The 19,033-nt window shown below is 39.7% G+C and carries 13 protein-coding genes; 8 read left to right on the top strand and 5 right to left on the bottom strand.

Annotated elements, in window-relative coordinates:
* Positions 1 to 62: 62 nt before the first annotated feature.
* Entirely contained in the window at positions 63 to 1,448 is a 1,386-nt protein-coding gene (locus FD725_RS00570) for a PP2C family protein-serine/threonine phosphatase (RefSeq protein ID WP_179051370.1), read from the bottom strand.
* Positions 1,449 to 2,317: 869 nt separating this feature from the next.
* Here FD725_RS00570 and FD725_RS00565 point away from each other — a divergent pair.
* The gene (locus FD725_RS00565) at positions 2,318 to 3,250 is read left to right on the top strand and encodes a phosphodiester glycosidase family protein (protein ID WP_179046332.1); all 933 of its coding nucleotides are present in this window, start codon (positions 2,318 to 2,320) and stop codon (positions 3,248 to 3,250) included.
* A 79-nt stretch (positions 3,251 to 3,329) separates the two neighbouring features.
* On the opposite strand, the gene FD725_RS00560 is transcribed toward FD725_RS00565, so the two are convergent.
* A complete protein-coding gene (locus FD725_RS00560; RefSeq protein ID WP_179046331.1) occupies positions 3,330 to 3,926 on the bottom strand; it encodes a glyoxalase-like domain protein in 597 nt (198 codons plus the stop codon).
* A gap of 197 nt (positions 3,927 to 4,123) precedes the next feature.
* Here FD725_RS00560 and FD725_RS00555 point away from each other — a divergent pair, with 197 nt between their 5' ends.
* Positions 4,124 to 4,753, top strand: a complete 630-nt coding sequence (locus tag FD725_RS00555) for a sigma-70 family RNA polymerase sigma factor (RefSeq protein WP_179046330.1) — start codon at positions 4,124 to 4,126, stop codon at positions 4,751 to 4,753.
* Between the two features lie 98 nt (positions 4,754 to 4,851).
* Entirely contained in the window at positions 4,852 to 5,967 is a 1,116-nt protein-coding gene (locus FD725_RS00550; protein WP_179046329.1) for a lipopolysaccharide assembly protein LapB, read from the top strand.
* A 101-nt stretch (positions 5,968 to 6,068) separates the two neighbouring features.
* Here FD725_RS00550 and FD725_RS00545 read toward each other — a convergent pair whose 3' ends face one another.
* The 3 genes from FD725_RS00545 to FD725_RS00535 form a co-directional block, all read right to left on the bottom strand.
* Positions 6,069 to 6,881, bottom strand: coding sequence for a hypothetical protein (locus FD725_RS00545; protein WP_179046328.1), 813 nt, complete (start codon positions 6,879 to 6,881; stop codon positions 6,069 to 6,071).
* A gap of 413 nt (positions 6,882 to 7,294) precedes the next feature.
* On the bottom strand, positions 7,295 to 7,774 hold the full coding sequence (locus tag FD725_RS00540) for a DUF2267 domain-containing protein (protein ID WP_179046327.1): 480 nt from the start codon (positions 7,772 to 7,774) through the stop codon (positions 7,295 to 7,297).
* 203 nt (positions 7,775 to 7,977) lie between these two features.
* Complete coding sequence (locus FD725_RS00535) at positions 7,978 to 9,375, bottom strand: cell wall metabolism sensor histidine kinase WalK (protein ID WP_179046326.1); 1,398 nt, start codon at positions 9,373 to 9,375, stop codon at positions 7,978 to 7,980.
* Between the two features lie 918 nt (positions 9,376 to 10,293).
* On the opposite strand from FD725_RS00535, the gene FD725_RS00530 reads away from it, so the two are divergent.
* The 5 genes from FD725_RS00530 to FD725_RS00510 all read left to right on the top strand — a co-directional run bounded on the left by FD725_RS00530 (position 10,294) and on the right by FD725_RS00510 (position 18,889).
* On the top strand, positions 10,294 to 13,053 hold the full coding sequence (locus FD725_RS00530) for an S-layer family protein (RefSeq protein ID WP_179046325.1): 2,760 nt from the start codon (positions 10,294 to 10,296) through the stop codon (positions 13,051 to 13,053).
* A gap of 182 nt (positions 13,054 to 13,235) precedes the next feature.
* The gene (locus FD725_RS00525; RefSeq protein ID WP_179046324.1) at positions 13,236 to 13,844 is read left to right on the top strand and encodes a hypothetical protein; all 609 of its coding nucleotides are present in this window, start codon (positions 13,236 to 13,238) and stop codon (positions 13,842 to 13,844) included.
* Positions 13,845 to 14,077: 233 nt separating this feature from the next.
* On the top strand, positions 14,078 to 14,641 hold the full coding sequence (locus FD725_RS00520; protein WP_179046323.1) for a hypothetical protein: 564 nt from the start codon (positions 14,078 to 14,080) through the stop codon (positions 14,639 to 14,641).
* 47 nt (positions 14,642 to 14,688) lie between these two features.
* Complete coding sequence (locus tag FD725_RS00515; protein ID WP_256871818.1) at positions 14,689 to 15,645, top strand: molecular chaperone; 957 nt, start codon at positions 14,689 to 14,691, stop codon at positions 15,643 to 15,645.
* A gap of 97 nt (positions 15,646 to 15,742) precedes the next feature.
* Entirely contained in the window at positions 15,743 to 18,889 is a 3,147-nt protein-coding gene (locus FD725_RS00510) for a carboxypeptidase regulatory-like domain-containing protein (protein WP_179046322.1), read from the top strand.
* Positions 18,890 to 19,033 lie beyond the last annotated feature (144 nt).

Raw genomic sequence — 19,033 nt, 5'->3', positions numbered from 1 at the left:
CGTCTCTACATTCATTTTCGGAAATGTCTATTACCCATTACCCATTCTTTATACTCGACAGATTAAAGAATTTGTAAAACCACTAACGTCATATCATCGTTATTTTGTCTCTCAGCACCGATAAATTGCTGCACTTGAGTAAATAGGTAATCGACAATTTCTTCTGGCCCGTTACAGTATCTACAAGCTGCACTAAAAGCAGCAACGAAGTTTTCTTCATCGAAGCGATCGCCACTAGCAGCAGCAGCATCTGTCAAACCATCTGTATAATAAATAACTATATCTCCAGGCTCTAATTGGGCTTGAGCATCTTCGTATTGGCTATTAGCATCTAACCCAATTAACATCCCTAAAGTATCTAAACGGGTGACACTTTTTGTTGCTGCGTGCCACCATAAAGGTGGGTTATGAGCAGCGTTGCTATAAGACAAAATCCGTTTATGGGGATTATATTCTGAGTAAAACAGTGTCACAAAACGGTGAGAATTTTCTAAATCGGCGTACATAACCCGATTCAGGTTTTGTAAAATCCCCGATGGGGAATTACTATGCAAAACCTCTCCCCGCAGCATCCCGCGCATCATCGTCATGATTAATCCCGCCGGCACGCCCTTACCCATCACATCGCCAATTACCAAACCCCAGCGCCCGGAATCTTGCCCAATTCTGTCATAAGGTAAAATTTGACTATGACTAGTGGGAATAAAATCGTAATAATCTCCACCAACACGATTAGCAGGTTTACAGCGTGCTGCCAAGATAGCTCCAGGAATATTAGGACATTGCCGAGGAAGTAACCGACGTTGAATCTCTGCCCCAATCTCTAATTCTTGATCTAAACGTTCTTTTTTCCGCAATTCTACTGCTAGTTCATCATTTTCGATCGCTACCGCAGTTTGATCTGCCACGAGACGCACTAACTTTTGTCGAGTTTCTGTCCAGCTATATTCGGGATCTCGGCTTAATACGTACAACCAACCCCGTTCTGTATGCTTCACTAAAATTGCTGTGCCAAAAATTTGTACATCTGGCCCCAAGTAGCGGTGCATCTGATCATCCAACATCCCTGTGGCACTGGATATGGGCGCAGTATTAGGTAATAGAGTAATTTGGCTACTAGCTGTTTCTAAGGCTTTACGAATATTTTTGCGCTGGCGACTGTCTTGCCAGTGTAGCTGCTCTAACCTAACTTGCCCATTAGGTTTGTAGAGAAATAAAGCGCTACCATCGGCATCTGTCACCCTTGTTGCCATCAGGGGAATCAGTTCTAAAAACTGATTCAGGTTATTAAAGCTTCTCAGGGCAAATCCCAAAGAACTGAGCAAATCTTGAATTTTGTTTTGTTCCCGGTGCAGTCGTGCCACGAGTTCTTTGAGCGCTACGACTGGTGTGACATCTGTCGTAGCACTGTTATTGTTGTCGGTTGGTTGAAAAGGCACTTGAGACACAGACACGGGTGTTATTGCACTGGGAAAGGACAAATTTTTGATTAACTACTTATAAATTTTCAGTTTAAACATTGTTAAACAATATTGGGTCAAGATTTGTGGCTTTAGCAAGAGTAGAAAGACGTAAGATGTAAATCAATATACGTATTACATTTACTTATAGTATTTACATCCTCAGATAGAAATTTCCGTTATTCACCTCAGCCTACTGACACCAACTTAGATTATGTTAATTTTTCATCAAGAAAACTGCCAAGTACTTTTTATGTGAGAAAAGCTTGGGACTACATACCCAAAACCTTTCATGCTGTATTAAATCACTTTAAAGCAGCATTAGAGTGAAATCTTAGCAGATATCACCCAATTATGTTGTGGAAAAGTGAGGAGATTGGCAAAAAAGTTGTGGAGAATGGGGGATGGGGAGATGGAGAGAGCAGGGTGGTTTCATACAAACAAGTGTATTAGTAGGTTGGGTGGAGGCTTTGGGATAAACCAACACCAATATCCATACTGGGTTTTTAAGATCGATGTTGGGTTGCGTTGTACTCCACTCAACCTACACTTAGAGGACGTTGGAAAAGTCTGTTTCTTTGTCATGTTGAATGCAGCGTAGCGGAATGAAACATCTCGGTATGTGCCACAAAACCTAGATTCTTCCTGACGCGGAGCGTAAGGAAGAATGACATTTTTATACCTACTGAAACTTTTCAAACACCCTCTTAATTCACTAACTACTTTTCCAACAAACTCTAAAACCTCGCCCCTAGTGGGTGAAAAAAATTAAAATATTCTCGCCTTGAAACTTCATCCCTTTATGGGTGGAGTATTCTGTATTCTGACTCCTGTATTCTGACTCCTGTTTATTTTGTATGATTTTCAAAAAAATAGTTGCTCTCTCTATATTTGTGATCATTGCCAGCTTGTTATCAAGTTGTAAAAAAATCGATGCTAGTTCCGCATCAAAAGTTACAAAAACTTGTCCTGGGAAAGATGCTCAATTTAGTATGGAGTTTTTTAAGACCAATAATCGTGGTAAGAAATTTGCTAAAGGGATTAATCATGTGATTATTTTTAATCCCAGATCAGCAGCATTAGATTTTAAAGTCAATGTTGGTTTGTCTCACAAAATTTATGCGAAAGATGCTAAAGGTAAAATTCGTCGAGAATATATTCCTAAACAATTTCGGGAACTGATTGCTGATAGTAACTCTACTCTCAATGGCAAACAACCAATAGCCGCAATTAATGCCGATTATATAGATACTAATGATCAACCCCAAGGTTTAAATATTTCTCGTGGAGTCGAGTATTCTGGAGATTTTAAAAATAAGCGTTCTTCCTTTGGCATATCTGGCGGTAAACCACAAGCACGCAAAGCTACAATCCAAGCTGGTAGAAGAGAAGCTAATATACTTAATTACAACTTAGTAGGTGGTAACGGCAGATTTTATCGCCAGGGTAAGTTTAAAGATATCTGCCAAGATTTAGGAGAATTCGCTTGCAGACAAGCCACTAACCGTTCTATGGCAGCTATTACAAATCAAGGCTATGTGATTCTATTAGTGAATGATTTAAAAGCTAATTCCAGTATTGAACCATCGGGAATTAATCAAGAGTTACTTCCAGAGCAATTTGATGATGTTTTAGCAGGTATTGCCCGTAATAATTGTTTAGGAAATATTCAAGAAGGTATATTATTTGATGGTGGGATGTCACCAGGATTGTATTACAACAGGAAAATATATGTAGAAAATGGTGGTGCGATCGGTTCAGTCTTTTTAATTTATCAAAACGCCAACTAAATATTTGCAGATCAGTAAAAAAATAGAGTGCGTGATAATTTTCGCAACGCACCCTATTTTTAACAACTAGTAATAATTACTAATTTGCTACTTCTGCTACCTCAATAATCCGCCCTTCATAGTCTTTGATGAGAAAATTTAAGGGCTTTTGGTTACGAATTTTGAACTTTAAACCGCGTGTTTCTACTCGCATTAAAATCATTTCTAAACAATCACGGTCAAAACAAACGTGACGCTGTTGATTTTTTACACCTAAACTTGCACCAGTAATCACATGGAGTTGAGTATTTTTCTTCAATTGATACCACAGTCCATCGTTGGCACTATTCATTGTCCTACCAGACAAGCTGGGACTGGTGGACATGTATAGCGGATCAATACCTGCTGCGCCTATGGTTTGTTCATAGTTGTAGTAGTAATGTAATGGCACTTCTGCGGCTGGCAAATCTAGTAGCCCTTCATATAATTGTCGGGCAATCTCTAAATCAGACACCATCACAGTATGCACTTTGGGCGCACTGGTGAGGAATAGCCACATAGCGCCAGCATAGGCTGCTAGCAAAATCACCATAATGCCTTGGGTGGACATCAGGCTATCCAGTGGGAGAGAGGGTAAAAAAGAGCCTAAAGTCAAAGGAGTGATTAAGAAAGACATCACATTAACTGCTATAACCATGAACAACTTAAGAATTATATAAAGGAGTGGCTTTTATCATTATCGATTAAAGACTTGAATTGAGTCCTTATTCTAGTGTACCAATACTAAACTGGTCTGAGTCGTACCTCACTACAGACCAACATGAAGATATTATACGGCTGAGTCTCAAACTCTTATTGGTAACTTTATTTTAACAAGTATCAACTGCCTGACTTATGCAAATTCCCCATTTTCCTGAAACTAATCATCCCCTGGTGAAGTCGCTATTTCACCACACTGACCAGGAATTACTGGATCTGTTTCAGCATCATCCGGATGCTGGTAAATACTTTACGGTAATTTTTTGTCGTTATAGCCCGATAGTTTACACCTTGATTCAACATTCGGCGCGATCGCCTGTACAAGCTGACTATCTATTTGCTCTGACTTGGCGACATATCTATTATGAACTCGGCGGACTGGATTTACATAACCCCCCACCAGGACAGGAAGCTTTAACTCTCCAGAATTGGCTGATTAATATCACAGCTGTCTGTATCAATGAGATTAAGTTACCGCCTACGGAAGCCATTCATTATTCCTTGCAAGCAACTTCACCCCCATTGTGGTGCTATGTCGAACAAGCATTAGACCAATTACCACCCATGTTACGGTTAATGGTTTTGATGGCACAAACTTTCCACTGGAGTGAGACTCGCATCGCTGCTTATCTCCAAGCTGAAGGTGAAAAGGTGACACCTGCCGAGGTAGCCAATTTTCTCCAGGAAGGTTATCGTATGCTAGAGGACAAATTACCCGCAGATATTCGCGCCATCTACTTGGGAGAGGATTTAGTGCCGTCGTAACCACAGTATATCCGCGTATATTGCTAGTCTTCATACTCACAAATTAAAACTTTTTCTAAAAGCTTTTACTGAAGGCTAAAATTTCATAGGTAAGTTTTATGACACAACGGCATTTGTTGCTAGAACAAACTGTTTTAGATTTCGTTCCTAAAACTAGACGTAATGGGTTGTTGGCTCTGGGCCAAGTTAAAAAATTTCCATTTTTTTGCTTTTATTTGTTAATTGTCACTTCTGTGCTGCATCCTCTAGCTGCAAACGCAGTTGATATTACTGAACAACTCCATCGTCCTTTAAATAGTTCTTTTGGCAGACAATCTAGAGATGAAGCAGACGCATTATTGCGGGTTGGTGAACAACAATACGCCTCTGGATATCCAGACAAAGCCATTGACTCTGGTTTACAGGCGTTGGATATTTATCACTGGCTGAGTGACTATAAAGCCCAGGGTTTAACTTATGATTTATTGGCAAGAGCGTATATTCAACTTGGTCGTGATAAAGAAGGTGAAAACGCTTTACGCCGAAGATTAGCGATCGCTCGTGATACTCAAGACTTTCAAGCTCAGATTTTTGCACTGAATAATCTGGCTACTTTGCTCTTACAAGCTGGTGAAACCGTAGCCGCAGGAAACACTGTTCAAGAAGCCATCACCATTGCTCACAATGTTAAAAATATTGCAGGTGAAGGTTTATCTCTGAGTAATTTCGGTTTAGTTACAGCTAGACTAGGAGATTACAACAAAGCCATTAAACTTTATGAGAAAGCTTTAACATTCCGCCGCCAAACCAGAGATACCCAAGGCGAAATCAATACTTTAAATAACTTGGGTGATGCTTACCTAGCAGCTGGCAATTATCCAGACACCATCGGTACGTATGGCGCAGCGATGGGTATGGCAAAAATTCTTGGCGATCGCACCAATCAATTACGATCAATTGATGGCTTAGTCACAGCTCACAGCGCTGTCGGACGTTATGAACGCGCCTTTGAATTACTCCAACAACGCCTCATCATCTCCCAAGAACTACAAAATCAGCAAGAAGAATTAAATTCTTTTGCATCCTACGCCCAACTATACGAGCAGCTAGGAAACTACCCAACCGCCCGTAATTTTTACGAAAGAGCCATCATCCTCTCACAAACTCTAGAAGATAGCAAACAAGAAATATTATTACGCGATCGCTTAACTCAAATGCTCAAGAATCCAAAGTGAGTGAGGGAGTGAGGGAGTGAGGGAGTGCTGAGTGCTGAGTAGTGACCAATGACCAATGACTATTGACTAATGACTATTGACTATTGACCATTGACCAATACCTAATTCAAAAATACCGAACCATTACCTTCAATTCTCAACGCACTTTTATCTTGACCCACATCAGTAGTCTCTTTCAATCTTACTTCCAACATTCCTGATGTGGATGAAGGCTGGGGAGTGGCTTGTAATAATCCCCCGTCTTCCCGTTGGAATGTGACCGTTACTGGTGTGTTGAGACGTTGCAGTGTCACATCAGTTTTACCTTGTAGCGATCGCGGTGGTGTGTCACCAATGACTTGATAGGTTACACTAGCCCCAGTATCATTAACAAGCTTGATATTAACCCTACCACTGACTAGAGCGATCGTTGCACTGGGGGTTTGTCTTGTTGGCGTTACTTGGGTGGTGCTACCTGGTGTAGAAGTTTGCTCAGTGGGAACTGAGGTTGATGGTTGAGTAATTGTTTCTGTGGTTGAAGTTTGTACGCGAGGTTGAGAGCGATTGTAGGGAGCTTCATTTAAAATACTGGGATTGGGATTAAGTGCTGAATTTCTTTCACCACCAACACCCAAATTGGTTTGCTCTGTTGTCGAGCTAGTGGGAACATTACTTTGAGGCAGCGATCCTTGCTCTATGAGTCTTTGAGTATAGGCATTAGGAGTACAACCTTGAGGTACGGCAACTCGATTATTATGCGGTTCTTCGTAGAAAATTTTGGGACAAGGATTAACTTTAGAATTGGGTGAATTAGTTGGTTGTTGAATTGTTGGTTGTTGAGCAAATATTGCTTGTGGAACTGCTGAAACTCCTATCAACAATCCACCACAGACGGCACTCAATAATCCAGCGTGATTGGGAATATGTATACTCATCGGTTTCTCCTAAAAAAAACAACAATTAATTTAATTTGTAGGGTCTATTTTTTTGCTTACTTAGTTAAATCAATAAAAAAACAACTTAATTGACCATGACAAAAGATTCAGCATTGCTAATCTAGCAAATAGTGTTTTTGTCTTTGTCTAACTTTAGGCTGGAAATTGCAGACAAAAGATATCTATGCCAATTTATATCTAGAGCATGATGTAAAACCTATAAATACCCAACTTCGTTAACAAGTTGGGTATATTATTAACAATCAATGATTTTTGGACATACGCAGTGTCACTAAATTTTCTGGCTTTTTTGTCAATAGTCAATAGTCCAAAAAACTTGATTTTGACCATTGACTATGGACTATTGACCACCCTCATTTATGGTTTATTGGTTGAGTGCGTAAGTCCTAGATTTATGCGTCTTGCCAAAGTTGAAGAACTTTATCTGGTAACCAGCTAGCAATTTCTGCAATACGTTCTGGTGATAGTTCGTCTTTTGTTGCAGAAAATACAGCTTTTACTACTTGTTCTCTGTCCACATTTGGCGGCATTCCCCCTTCATTAGCGACTCGGAATAAAAAGCGATCGCTATCAATTTTAAAAATACCAGGGCCTTGCCAAGGTGGACGTACCCGACTCAAAAATCCGACAATAGGATTAGTATCATGCCACAAATCAGCAATTTCCATTTGTAGTGATTTATCATCACTTACTTCTGCTGGTTCGTGTAATTCTGCTTCCACTCTATCAGCAGCTTCTGTCGTCATCAAGTCACGCATTACGCGAAAGACAACTTCTGTTAAGTCTCTAGCATCATAGATATCAGATAAACCACTCTTGGTTTTTACCTTTTCTAAAAAAGGCATATCTTTTTGTGCAATGGAAGTTGTCATTCATCCCTCCAAAAATTTCATGTCTCCTGCATTTCTCAGCCTAAAGCTAAAAATATTTTTTACTAATTCCAGAAAAATACAACAATCATTTTCCTGTTAGCTGCAAATATTTATGGCGATTGAATGCAGGTATTAATAAATAAATTAGTAGTTAAAGGTACAATGATTCATCTGTCACAAGAAACAAAATCTGAATGACAAAATTAAGACTCAAGAGTTATAGGTAATATGACAATAAAAGTAGTACCTTGACCAACAGTACTTTCAACTTGAATTTGTCCTTGGTGATGTTCCACAATCGCTAGAGCGATCGCTAGTCCTAATCCTGAACCAGTAGCGCTGTCTGTGGCGATATTTCTCGACTTGTGTGTGCGCGCAGGATCAACTCGATAAAAGCGATCAAATAACCGTGGTAGCGCCTCAGAGGGAATCCCTACCCCCGTATCACTCACCTTAATTTGTAAAAAAGGCATACTGTAACGATTTTTATCCAGGCGTGCTAATTCTACATTTACCGCCCCACCAATGGATGTATATTGCAAAGCATTACCAATCAAATTGGTAAACAATCGCACCAATTGATCCCAATTACCCATCAATGTAAACCAATTCTCCAATAATTCCAGGCTAGTTTCCGAAGTCGGCGGATCAATTAAATGCAGATTCAATATTATCGCTTTCTCTTTCGCTAACAATTGCTGTTCTTCTACAACCTCCATCAACAAAGCATCTAATGGACAAGATGAAAATCCGTCTCTGCTAGTACCACTGTCTTGTCGTGCTAAAAACAGTAAATCATTAACTAATTTACCCAAGCGCTGCGTTAGTCTTTCCACCACCTTTAACTGTTGACGATAGTTAAAAGATACAGCCGCTTCCACCTCAGCCGATTCCAAATCTGCTAAAGCAACTTGGACATTAGTTTGAATCAAAGTTATGGGACTTCTCAGTTCATGGGAAGCATCAGCCGTAAATTGCTTGAGACGTTGATATGATTCCCCTACAGGTTCCATCGCCTTACCCGACAAAAACCAACCACTTGCACCCACAGACAACACCATCAAGCCAGTACCCAACGCCAAATCCACAATTAACTGCCGACTAGGTTTAGTCACCTCAAACCACGGATGGCTGACACGCAGATATCCCAAAACTTGCCTTCCAACTTCTACTCTTTGGGTAATTTGGCGTAATAATAGTTCTGAGTCTTCCCATCTTTCCTTTGCTTGTTTATTTATATGTACAGTTTCGGCATTGCGATCGCTATGAATGGGAATATTTAGAGGCTCAGAAAAAGTAGACCACATTAACTCACCAGTCGGACTAAACCACTCTAAATCAATGTGGTCATCCTCTACGGTATTGGCATTGTTGCGAAAACTGACTTCAACATTAATCCGAAATTTCTCAAAGTCCCCGTCAATTGGCTCAATCACCAAAGAACGCTCGACTATCTCCACCACATGATTGAGGGTATCGTCAATCCGTTCTACTAGAGTACTGCGGACATACAAATACACACCACTAGCGAACAGCAGCAGCAAAACAGCCGTTACAGCAGTATACCAAAGAGCCAGACGGCGGCGAGTAGCTTGGAACATGAGCCAATGTGGGGAAAATCTGATGTTATCAAATTGCGATGATGAGATGGGCGATCGCGCCACCAATCTTGGGGAATGCTAAATTATGGTTGAGATCAAAACTTCGACGATAGTGTAATGTCATTTTCCTGATGAAGCAAATCGGCCGAAAGCAATTAGACTCCATATGTTCCCGTTCGCGTAGCGTCTCGTAGAGAAGGGTAAGCCGCCTACGTGGACTAACACAAAATTAAGTGTTTGAAACCCGCGCAGGCGGGTTTTGCCTGTGTAGCCGCGACTTCCAGTCGCTTGGTGCAAGATATGAGGAAAGCAATTAGATTCCATAATGTCCCCTAGATAATTGAGTACATCCTCAGTTGACTCAGTGAAAATACTGGAGATATATAAACATACTCATTCAAAGGTAATTACCTTGCACCCCAGCAAGAATACATTATAAGAATTTTATATATAAAAATTTATCACAATTTTCCTGGCAACTTATGTGACTCTTCCTCATAATTTTAAGTATATTTGCGGAGGTAAACTATTTTACCTAGAAGTTAAATTCTAGTTGCAGTGAATCTAGAAGGAGATAACTCAACAAAAAACCAAAATATAGAACATATTCATAGATAAACCACAAATTATTTTTGGCAAACATTTAGAGATTGGTAACAAACTATCAAAGTTTTCAGCACTCACTCAAAATCAACATTTCTCACCCTTACCTTTACTAAGTAAACCTCACACAAAAACTTAGTTACCAAAGAAAATTATTACTTCAGGATAATCGCATCTTTACACATAAGCCAGGAATTTAGCGATCGTCACAACAAATTCTTGGTTGGTTAACCCACAAAAACTTGTTGTCAATGGCTATGAAAAATTTGTAGCCAGCATTTAAATGTTGAATCTCTATAAAAAATATTAAATATTATGCCAAGTCCTTATTCAGGATTCCCCGATCCAGGAAGTAACACAGCCACAGCTTTAGATACCACATCTGCATCTTATATTGGCGGTTCTCTCACTAGCACATCCAATATCTTTCAAGACTCCCTCAGCAGTGCTGACAGGAATGATTATTACAGATTTACTGTTAGCAGTTCTAGTATCGTCACCCTTAACCTCACTGGATTAGCTGCGAATAGTGATGCTGATTTATATTTACTCAATAGTAATGGCAGCAATCTGAAAGTTGCCAGTACCTCTGGTAACGCTTCAGAATCTATCCGCTTTACCCTCAACAACCAACCTGCTAACACCTCTTATTACGCCCAAGTTTATTTAGTCAATAGCACAGTCAGCACAACTTACAATTTAAGTTTATCAGCAGAGGCTATTTTAGATACGGGCATATCTGACAACTCCACTACAGATGCTAATGCTAATAGGGATATTAGTACATCTGTAAATGGTAGCGGCTACACCGCAACCGATTTTGTTGGTAGTCCAAATACAGGACTTGTTCAAGATAGTAGCGACTTCTACAAATTCACCTTAACTAACAGTGGGACTGTTAATATTAATCTCACCCCTTCCAGTGGTAACGCTGACTTGAGGTTGTTACGCGGTAATGGAACAACTCTTAAAGATAGTTTTTTCACAGGTACAACACCAGATGTTATCAGTAGTTATCTAGCATCAGGCACTTACTATATCCGGGCTTATACAAGTTTAGATACCACAAACTATAATTTACAGGTTAATTTTACTGCTGATGCTCCAGATACCGGAGGAAATACACTAGCGGCTGCTACTAGCATTACACCTCCTACCACCATATCAGATTTAGTCGGCACTGCTGATAACCAAGATTATTACAAATTCACCTTAGCTTCATCTGCTTTAGTTGACATTAAATTCACCTCACTTTCCGCAGATGCTAACTTGTTTCTACAAGATCAAAATGGTAACAATATTCAAGCTTCTGCTCAATCAGGAACAACTCTAGATTTTATTCGCCGTAGCTTAAATGCCGGCACTTACAATATCTTAATTACTGCTGTTTCTGGTGTTACATCAGCCAACTACACTCTGAGCGTAGCCACGCAAAATATAGCAACAGATCAAGCTCCCAATATCGGTTCAGCTCAAAATTTAGGTAATTTAAACGGTTTTATCACTCGCAATGAGTTTGTAGGCAATATAGACATTAATGATTACTATAAATTCACTCTTGGTAGCACTAGTAACGTCAATCTCAATCTCTCTATTTTGAGTAGCTATGCAGATACCCGATTAGTGAATGCAGATGTCCAGATACTCAATAGCAGTAATGCACAAGTAGGAATATCTAATCAAGCCGGAAATAGTAGCGAAAGCATTAGTAATCTAACGCTAAATGCTGGTACATACTATATTCGTGTCTACACCATTAATACAGCTTACGATAATAATTCAATCAACACATTCTACACCCTAGATATATCAGCCCAAGGACAAGTTAAAAAACTAGAAATTAATCCAGGTGCAGGTAGTTCTAATCCTAGCAATCTTACTGCCTTGGGTAATACCTTGTACTTTACCTCTGATGATGGTGGTGCAAATGGTGTTCAGTTATGGAAGAGTGATGGCAACACAAATACTCGTCTCACAAATATCAATGGTTTTAACCCCAGTAATCTCTTAGTATTTAACAATAAGTTATACTTCACGGCTAGTAATAGTACATTTGGTAGAGAGCTTTGGGAGTATAACGGTACAACTGCCAGTAGGATTAGTGATATTAATCCCAACACCGGTAATTCTGATCCTAGTAACTTGACTGTTGTTGGTAGTCAACTTTTCTTGACTGCCGTAGATAGTAGCGCCGTCAGGAAATTATGGGTGTATAACGGTACAACTGTTAGCCTAGCTGATATTAATCCTGGTTTTGCTAGTAGTGGCACACCCACTTTTACCACTGCTTTTAACAATCGGCTCTTGTTTACAGCCCAAAATAATAATCAATTGTGGTCAACTGATGGCACAGTAGCGGGTACACAAGTTATCAATGTGGGAGGCGTAACTAACTCCACTCCACGTAGATTAACTGTGGTTGGTAACACCTTGTACTTCACAGCTAATAACGGTACAAGTGGCTTTGAAATTTGGCAATACCAAAGTGGTACAACAGCCAGCTTAGTGAAGGATATTACAGCCGGGAATAATTCATTTGCACCAGACTATCTCACGGCTGTTGGCAATACGTTGTACTTTGTCACAGATAGTAATAATGACTTTAATTTTGAACTATGGAAGAGTGATGGCACTAATAGCGGCACTGTTAGAGTTAAAAATAACACCGCTCAAGCCCCCAATCTTGGACTTGGGCCTATTAACTTAACATCTGTTGGTAACACTCTTTACTTTGCAGCAAATGATCCGGCTACGGGTTTAGAACTATGGAAAACAGATGGTACAGATGCCAACACATCAATAATTAAAGATATTTGGACTGGTACAAACGCTGGCCAGCCCAACAATAGTACTCCTACTAGTCTCGTCAACTTCAATAGCACCCTGGCTTTTGCTGCTTCTGATGGCACAAACAGGGAAGTGTGGTTCAGTGACGGCACAGCTAGCAATACACAAAAGGTCAGCAATATTTACGCTACAGGAATTGCTAACCCAGATAAGCTAACTGTCGTTGGTACAAAACTGTTCTTCACTGCTACAGACGGAGCTAGTGGCACAGAATTATACGTGATTTAAACAGGAGGTGATTAGTCAAAACAAAATCTATCTAAACAACCAAACTTAATTGCTTGTATTTGCACTAGTTTCTGTCAGTTGTAGGTAAACCGAAACATTGTTTACCGCATTAATTCCACGAGATTTGCTCATAGTCAAGACGACTTGACACAAACACAAAAAATAGGGAGATATTTTCCAATATGAAGAACAAATTTTTAGCTATTGTTGCTGTTGGTGCTGCTTTGGGTGCTGCTGTTGTTTCTGCACCTGCCAACGCTCAGGTTACTCAGGGTAATGGGCCATCTAAAGATATCACCGTTAACATTACTGTCCCTGAGATTCTCTTTTTGAGAACTATTGATGTTGCAGATGTAGACATTACTGCGGCTGAATTGGCAGGTTCAGGAGTAACATTAACTCAAGTAGGTACTACTGACACTTACATAGGCAGTGACCAAACAACAACTAGTCCAGGTACAACTACTGTTAATACTGCATCACCTTTTGTTCTACCCACTGGTGGCGCTCTGGCTAAAACTATTGCTAGCGCCTACGTTGTTTGGTCTAATAGCCCCACAGGTACTTACGAAGTTGCTATCACACCTCCTAGTGCTGGATTTTCTAGCACAGTAGGTACTACTACGAATACCCTCACAGGCGTTTCAGTCACTGCTGGTGCTGGGCAAAAAACTGCTACAGGTTTGACTACTGCACCTGCTCAAGACATTACTTTGAGCATCCCCTTAGATGGCTCAACAAAAGCCGGAACCTACTCAGGTTTGTTGAAAGTTGAAGCTTACAGACCATAGTCTAATTGATTTGCTGTTAATTGGTATTGGAAGAAGAAAATCTGGCTCAAACCTTGGCAAGCAAAAGGCAGATTACTCTCCCATTACTAACTAATTCAGTCAACTAACTAGATTAAATATCCCCCTTCATCCCTGGGAAATTGGGGGATATTCTTCATACTAAATCTTTTAGCAATGAATATCAGTAAAGATTTGACTTGTCTTCATGACTGGAACGTGAATAATTAAACAATATGTCATGGCCTCAAATTCAGAGTTATCAACACCGCTTATTTAGCTACTTAGCTATCAGTATAGGTTTGTTATCTTGGTCACAAACACCTACTCTAGGTCAACTTACTTCCCCCGTTGCACCTGTTGAGATTTACCAATTAGCTACTCCTCAAAAGCTGACAATTCCCCCAATAGCACAATCAGAACTGAGCCTGACTAGTAAGAGTGAGTCAGTCAGTAACCCAGGTGACTTATTCGCTCCGCCTTCATTTAACACATCAATTGTGCGGGAATTTCCTAATGTCTGGCAGATGCGAGTCCCTGTAGATCAAGTTGCTTCACTCTATGCTACTTATCAACTAAAAGCCGAAAACGGCAACGGTAATGCAGTCAGCAGTGAGCAACGTTCTGATGCAAAGCTACCAGTGATACTAGAGTCATTACCAATTATGGAAGTTTCACGCGATCTCAACAGTAATACAGCTGTAGTTCAAGGTGGCTTTCGATTAAAAATGGATATTTCCGGCGCTCAGATTGCAGGTATCTACGCTGGGGAATTAACGGTGGTTGTAGAGCGTCGTTAATTTGCTTTTACTGTAATGAGAAAATAATTATACTGTGGTGTACAGAAGTGAAAAATCTTATTCAGTTTTTCCCAAAACTTAGCACAATCTCTTTGGGTATATTAGGAGCGTTAGCTTTAAGCACAATGCCAGCATCAGCAATTAATGTTGGTGTTTCTCCGCCAAGATTTCAAATCGATATTAAGAGCAATAAGACACGCTCTCAAGCTATTAAGGTGATAAATTTTGATTCTAAACCAGTTGAGCTAAAAGTTTACGTACGCTCATGGGTGATGAATGAAAAAAATCAAATACAACCAATTCCTCCTAGTGAGCAGTCTTTAGACCAATGGATTGTTTACACACCTTCTCGCTTTATCATTCCCCCAGGCAGTTCACAAACCATTCGCTTTGCTGTTCGTCCTCGTATTCAACCGCAAAATGGTGAACATCGAGCGATGATCTTTATCGAAGAAATTCCTGGTAATAATCCCTCATCAAAAGGATTACAAGTAATTGGTAAAGTAGGTGTTGCTGTCTATGGTTATGTAGGAGATATCAAGAGAGTTGGTGTTTTAAATGCTGTGAATGTAGACACAAAATCGAATGCGCTGAACGCTATTTTTGATATTTCTAACCAAGGTAATGCTTCCATAAATCTGAAAGGTCAATATGCTATCTGGCCAGCTACTAAATATCCTGGTGCTGACGCAACAAAACCGGTGGTTAACATAGAAAAACCAGGTTCAAAAATTGCTGAACCTGTAGCAGATGCAGGCTTTTTACCTTCAGTACCAGTTTTACCTGATAATCGTCGTCGTGTCTTGCTACCAATCACTAAAAATTTACCTCCTGGTGACTATGTATTAGATATCAATGGAGAATTAAATGGTGTAGCAATTAATAAAGGTATACCTTTTACTGTGCCATTTAATAGTCCAGTGGCTAGTAATAGCAGGTCACGTGTTCAGCCAAATTCAACAAAACTGAGAGATTCTTTGAGAAATTCTCAGCGTCGCAAATAGATTTTGTAAATTCAAAAGTAAGTTTTTTATTCTTCCCAGTAATTATTTGGAGCCGGGAAGTTTCTTGGGCTACCTATAGGAATTTGTGTGCTTAAATATGTTCTACCAACCTTCTGCACTTCCCCCATTAGTTACAGTTGCAAAGTCTGAAAATGAATCTTGTAAAACTCTGTTAAATACTATCAGTACTAACAAGAAAAATAAAGTAATTGCAGGAACAGTAGCGACTCCCACTCCACCAGAAAATCTACCTCCTGAGTTTTCTTCAGATGGCTCAGAATATTCATGTGATAAAATCAGCATAAATGAGACTTTAAACAATCAAGATATTATTGTTAGTAAGTCTAAAAATCTCACAGATATTGGTGAAGATTTGCCGGATATTCAGGAAAGCCAGCCTCAGCAATCTTACTTTTCAAGAGATATAAATTATATCTCTGATGATATTAAGCAAGATGATTTGAATTTTACTTTTCCAGAGTCTAATAGAATAAAAAATACAATGATTTTGCCAACTGCTACAGCATTGGCAATACCTCAAGATGCTTCTAACAACTACATCACAGATACAGTAGCAGATGTTAATACGGAAAGTGTGATAGTAGCAGATTTACCAACTCAACCTACTAATAACTTAGTAGCTCAAGAAGATAAAGCATCTATACCAAAAGATAATCATAGTGTACCTAATCTTCCTGCTGATAACATTTTGGCAGCCGCTAAAACTTTATTGGTGGGAGTATTTATTAATGAAAAAGAAGTTGGTAGTTTAGAAATTATTAAAGAAGATAATAGCCTCTTAATTCCCCTTGATAGTTTTGCTCAAATTACCGGATTAGAACTTGACAAGACTGACAATAAGACTCAAATTAAAACTCCTTTAGGGGTAGTAACTATTACAGAAACAGACTTAAAGAAAATTGACGGTATTAATTATATTAGTGATACCTTCTTAAAGGAAAAATTACTAACAACCTTAGAACTGAAAACTTCAGACTTAGCTTTAAATATTGATTTACCTTGGCGCAGGGGTAGTGGACAATCTAGAAATCAAGCTATTGACTTAAAACCTGAAGTTAGACCTCCTAGCAGTGGCTTATCAAATTTACGGCAAGAGTTAAATTATTTCAGTAGTTCTGGTGATTCAAGTTGGCGTAGTTCTACTCTTTTAGGTGGGCGTTTAGGTGGCGGCGCATGGCGTTTAAGGTTAGATAATAATTTTATTAACCAACCCGAATTGAGTGAATACTTCTACTTTAAACGCTCAGGAAGATTGCTTTATCAGGTTGGTAGACAACAACTGAGTTTAAATCCTGTGTTGTCGGGATTAAATTTAACAGGGTTACAGTTTGGTTACACTAACTTACCCGCAGATAGATTTAACACTAATTACAGTGCATCTGAACTTTTTCCTCGGCGTTCTCAGCCCACACAAGCATTTCGTGGTGTAGTTCCTCCCGCCAGTTTTGTACAGTTACGAGTTGGTGGTGTTGTATTTGCTCAACAGCAGGTGGGACTAAGTGGAGAATATGATTTTCAAGATATTTTGTTGCCCATAGGTCAAACTAGTGAAATTGAACTTTTGGTATACGATCGCAATAATCTCAATATACCTATCGAAGTTCGTTCTCTAAGCCTGAACTCTTCAGATTTGTTGTTACCGTCTGGTGGTAATGTGCAGTTAGCAGGTCTAGGTGTCACTGGTAACTGGCTGCAAAACACTTTATTCGATGATATTAGTTCTACTCAAGCTGGTAAGTTTGCTGGCTTCTATCAGGTACGTCAAGGTATTTCTGACAATTTAACTTTAGAAGCTGGGGTACAAGTACTTCCAGAGACGACTCAAGCTCAAGCGGGTTTTGCTTGGCGTTTAGCTAGTCCATTGATTTTATCCGCTAACGTAGGGACTTCATCTGGTGAATTAGCTTACAGAGCAGACTTAGATTTTCAGTTAGATAAGTGGCGGATTTTAGGAACTTCTGAGCTTTATCCTCAGCGATACTTCAGTGGTGTTTCGAGTAATGGTGGACGCGATCGCAATAACCATAGTTTAGATGTTAGTTATAAATTTAATAACAATTTCACATTAGGATTTGTTGCACGCAGCTACCAAAATCAAAATATAAACTCTAATTATATTCTGCCTACTTTTTCTTTCCGTCCGGCGGCTAACTTATCTTTTAGAAGCACACCTAGTTATGACGGTGATTACGTATTTAATGCCTCATATCAACCTACAAGAAATACTAGGTTGTTGTTTAATGCTTATAGTAATGTATACACATCAGATTTTAGCTATAACTTGAACCGAGAGTACCGTTTATCTTTAGGGACTGAATCTGGTGGTGATTTAGCTACTCGTTATACTTTAGTACTTGGTCGTACTGCACCCACTTTATCAGGTTTAAGCTGGCGCGTGGGTCTGGGATATAGAGAGGGAGAAATTGGCCCCTTTGTGGGTGCTAGTATGCGAGTACTTCCAGGATTATTTTTATCTCTTGATTATCAAGGCATTCCTTCTAGAAATAGAAATTTTGTTGGTGGTTTTGGGGATGACCGCCTAACTATATCATTAGTATCAGATTTATCTTTTGCAGGCGGTAGAGTAGCACCATCTGAATACAGTTCCATTGGACGAGACACAGGTGCAATATCTGGACGAATCGTAGTTGAAGGCGGTAGGAATGGTGCAGACTTGAGTGGTGGTTTAATCCAAGTCTACAATAACCGTGGTCGCCAAGTTGGGGGAGGGAGAATCGACTCTGAAGGTAACTTCTTTGTGGGTAACTTGCGCGAAGGAAACTATATAGTTCAACTAGATCCAGATGAATTACCCATCGAATTGAATGTACGGAAGTCTTCGATTGTGGCAGAAGTTGCTGGTGCGGCTGTGACGCAGTTAAACTTCCCTGTCAACTTAGAATATGGTATGGCTGGTAGAATTACTGATGTGGCAGGTCAACCAATCCCAGAAGTAGAGATACAACTCATTAATGCTGAAGGTAAACAAGTCGCTACTACTACAACTGATCAGTTTGGTCTTTACCGTCTAGATGGTATCCCTGTTGGTAAGTACACACTGCGAGTTCCTAAACAAGAAGGCATAAATATAACTAGTACCCAAACCCTACCACAACTCGACGTGGCAGTGACTAAAGAATTTGTCTATGATCAAAACTTGCAATTACCAATTTCTGCCGCCGTTAAACAAGCACCAGAAAAATCAGATACACCTAATCCTTAGAGGCTAGAAGTTAGTATTTTGTACTCATCACAGACTAAACCTGGATTTCTCACAAAACAGTAGAGGCGGGTTCACGAGACATTCGTAAATGATTGAAGCATATTTGTGAACCCGCCCCTACAGCCTCTGGACTTCGGTTTGATA

The organism is Nostoc sp. TCL26-01 (assembly GCF_013393945.1).
Taxonomy (GTDB): domain Bacteria; phylum Cyanobacteriota; class Cyanobacteriia; order Cyanobacteriales; family Nostocaceae; genus Trichormus.
Note: the sequence above shows the minus strand (reverse complement) of the source record. Positions and strands in the feature narration are given on the sequence as shown.

Excerpts from the sequence above, each read along its gene's own strand:
- FD725_RS00565 (WP_179046332.1), top strand. The coding sequence starts at position 2,318 with ATGATTTTCAAAAAAATAGTTGCTCTCTCTATATTTGTGATCATTGCC.
- FD725_RS00560 (WP_179046331.1), bottom strand. The coding sequence starts at position 3,926 with ATGGTTATAGCAGTTAATGTGATGTCTTTCTTAATCACTCCTTTGACT.
- FD725_RS00555 (WP_179046330.1), top strand. The coding sequence starts at position 4,124 with ATGCAAATTCCCCATTTTCCTGAAACTAATCATCCCCTGGTGAAGTCG.
- FD725_RS00550 (WP_179046329.1), top strand. The coding sequence starts at position 4,852 with ATGACACAACGGCATTTGTTGCTAGAACAAACTGTTTTAGATTTCGTT.
- FD725_RS00545 (WP_179046328.1), bottom strand. The coding sequence starts at position 6,881 with ATGAGTATACATATTCCCAATCACGCTGGATTATTGAGTGCCGTCTGT.
- FD725_RS00540 (WP_179046327.1), bottom strand. The coding sequence starts at position 7,774 with ATGACAACTTCCATTGCACAAAAAGATATGCCTTTTTTAGAAAAGGTA.
- FD725_RS00535 (WP_179046326.1), bottom strand. The coding sequence starts at position 9,375 with ATGTTCCAAGCTACTCGCCGCCGTCTGGCTCTTTGGTATACTGCTGTA.
- FD725_RS00530 (WP_179046325.1), top strand. The coding sequence starts at position 10,294 with ATGCCAAGTCCTTATTCAGGATTCCCCGATCCAGGAAGTAACACAGCC.
- FD725_RS00525 (WP_179046324.1), top strand. The coding sequence starts at position 13,236 with ATGAAGAACAAATTTTTAGCTATTGTTGCTGTTGGTGCTGCTTTGGGT.
- FD725_RS00520 (WP_179046323.1), top strand. The coding sequence starts at position 14,078 with ATGTCATGGCCTCAAATTCAGAGTTATCAACACCGCTTATTTAGCTAC.
- FD725_RS00510 (WP_179046322.1), top strand. The coding sequence starts at position 15,743 with ATGTTCTACCAACCTTCTGCACTTCCCCCATTAGTTACAGTTGCAAAG.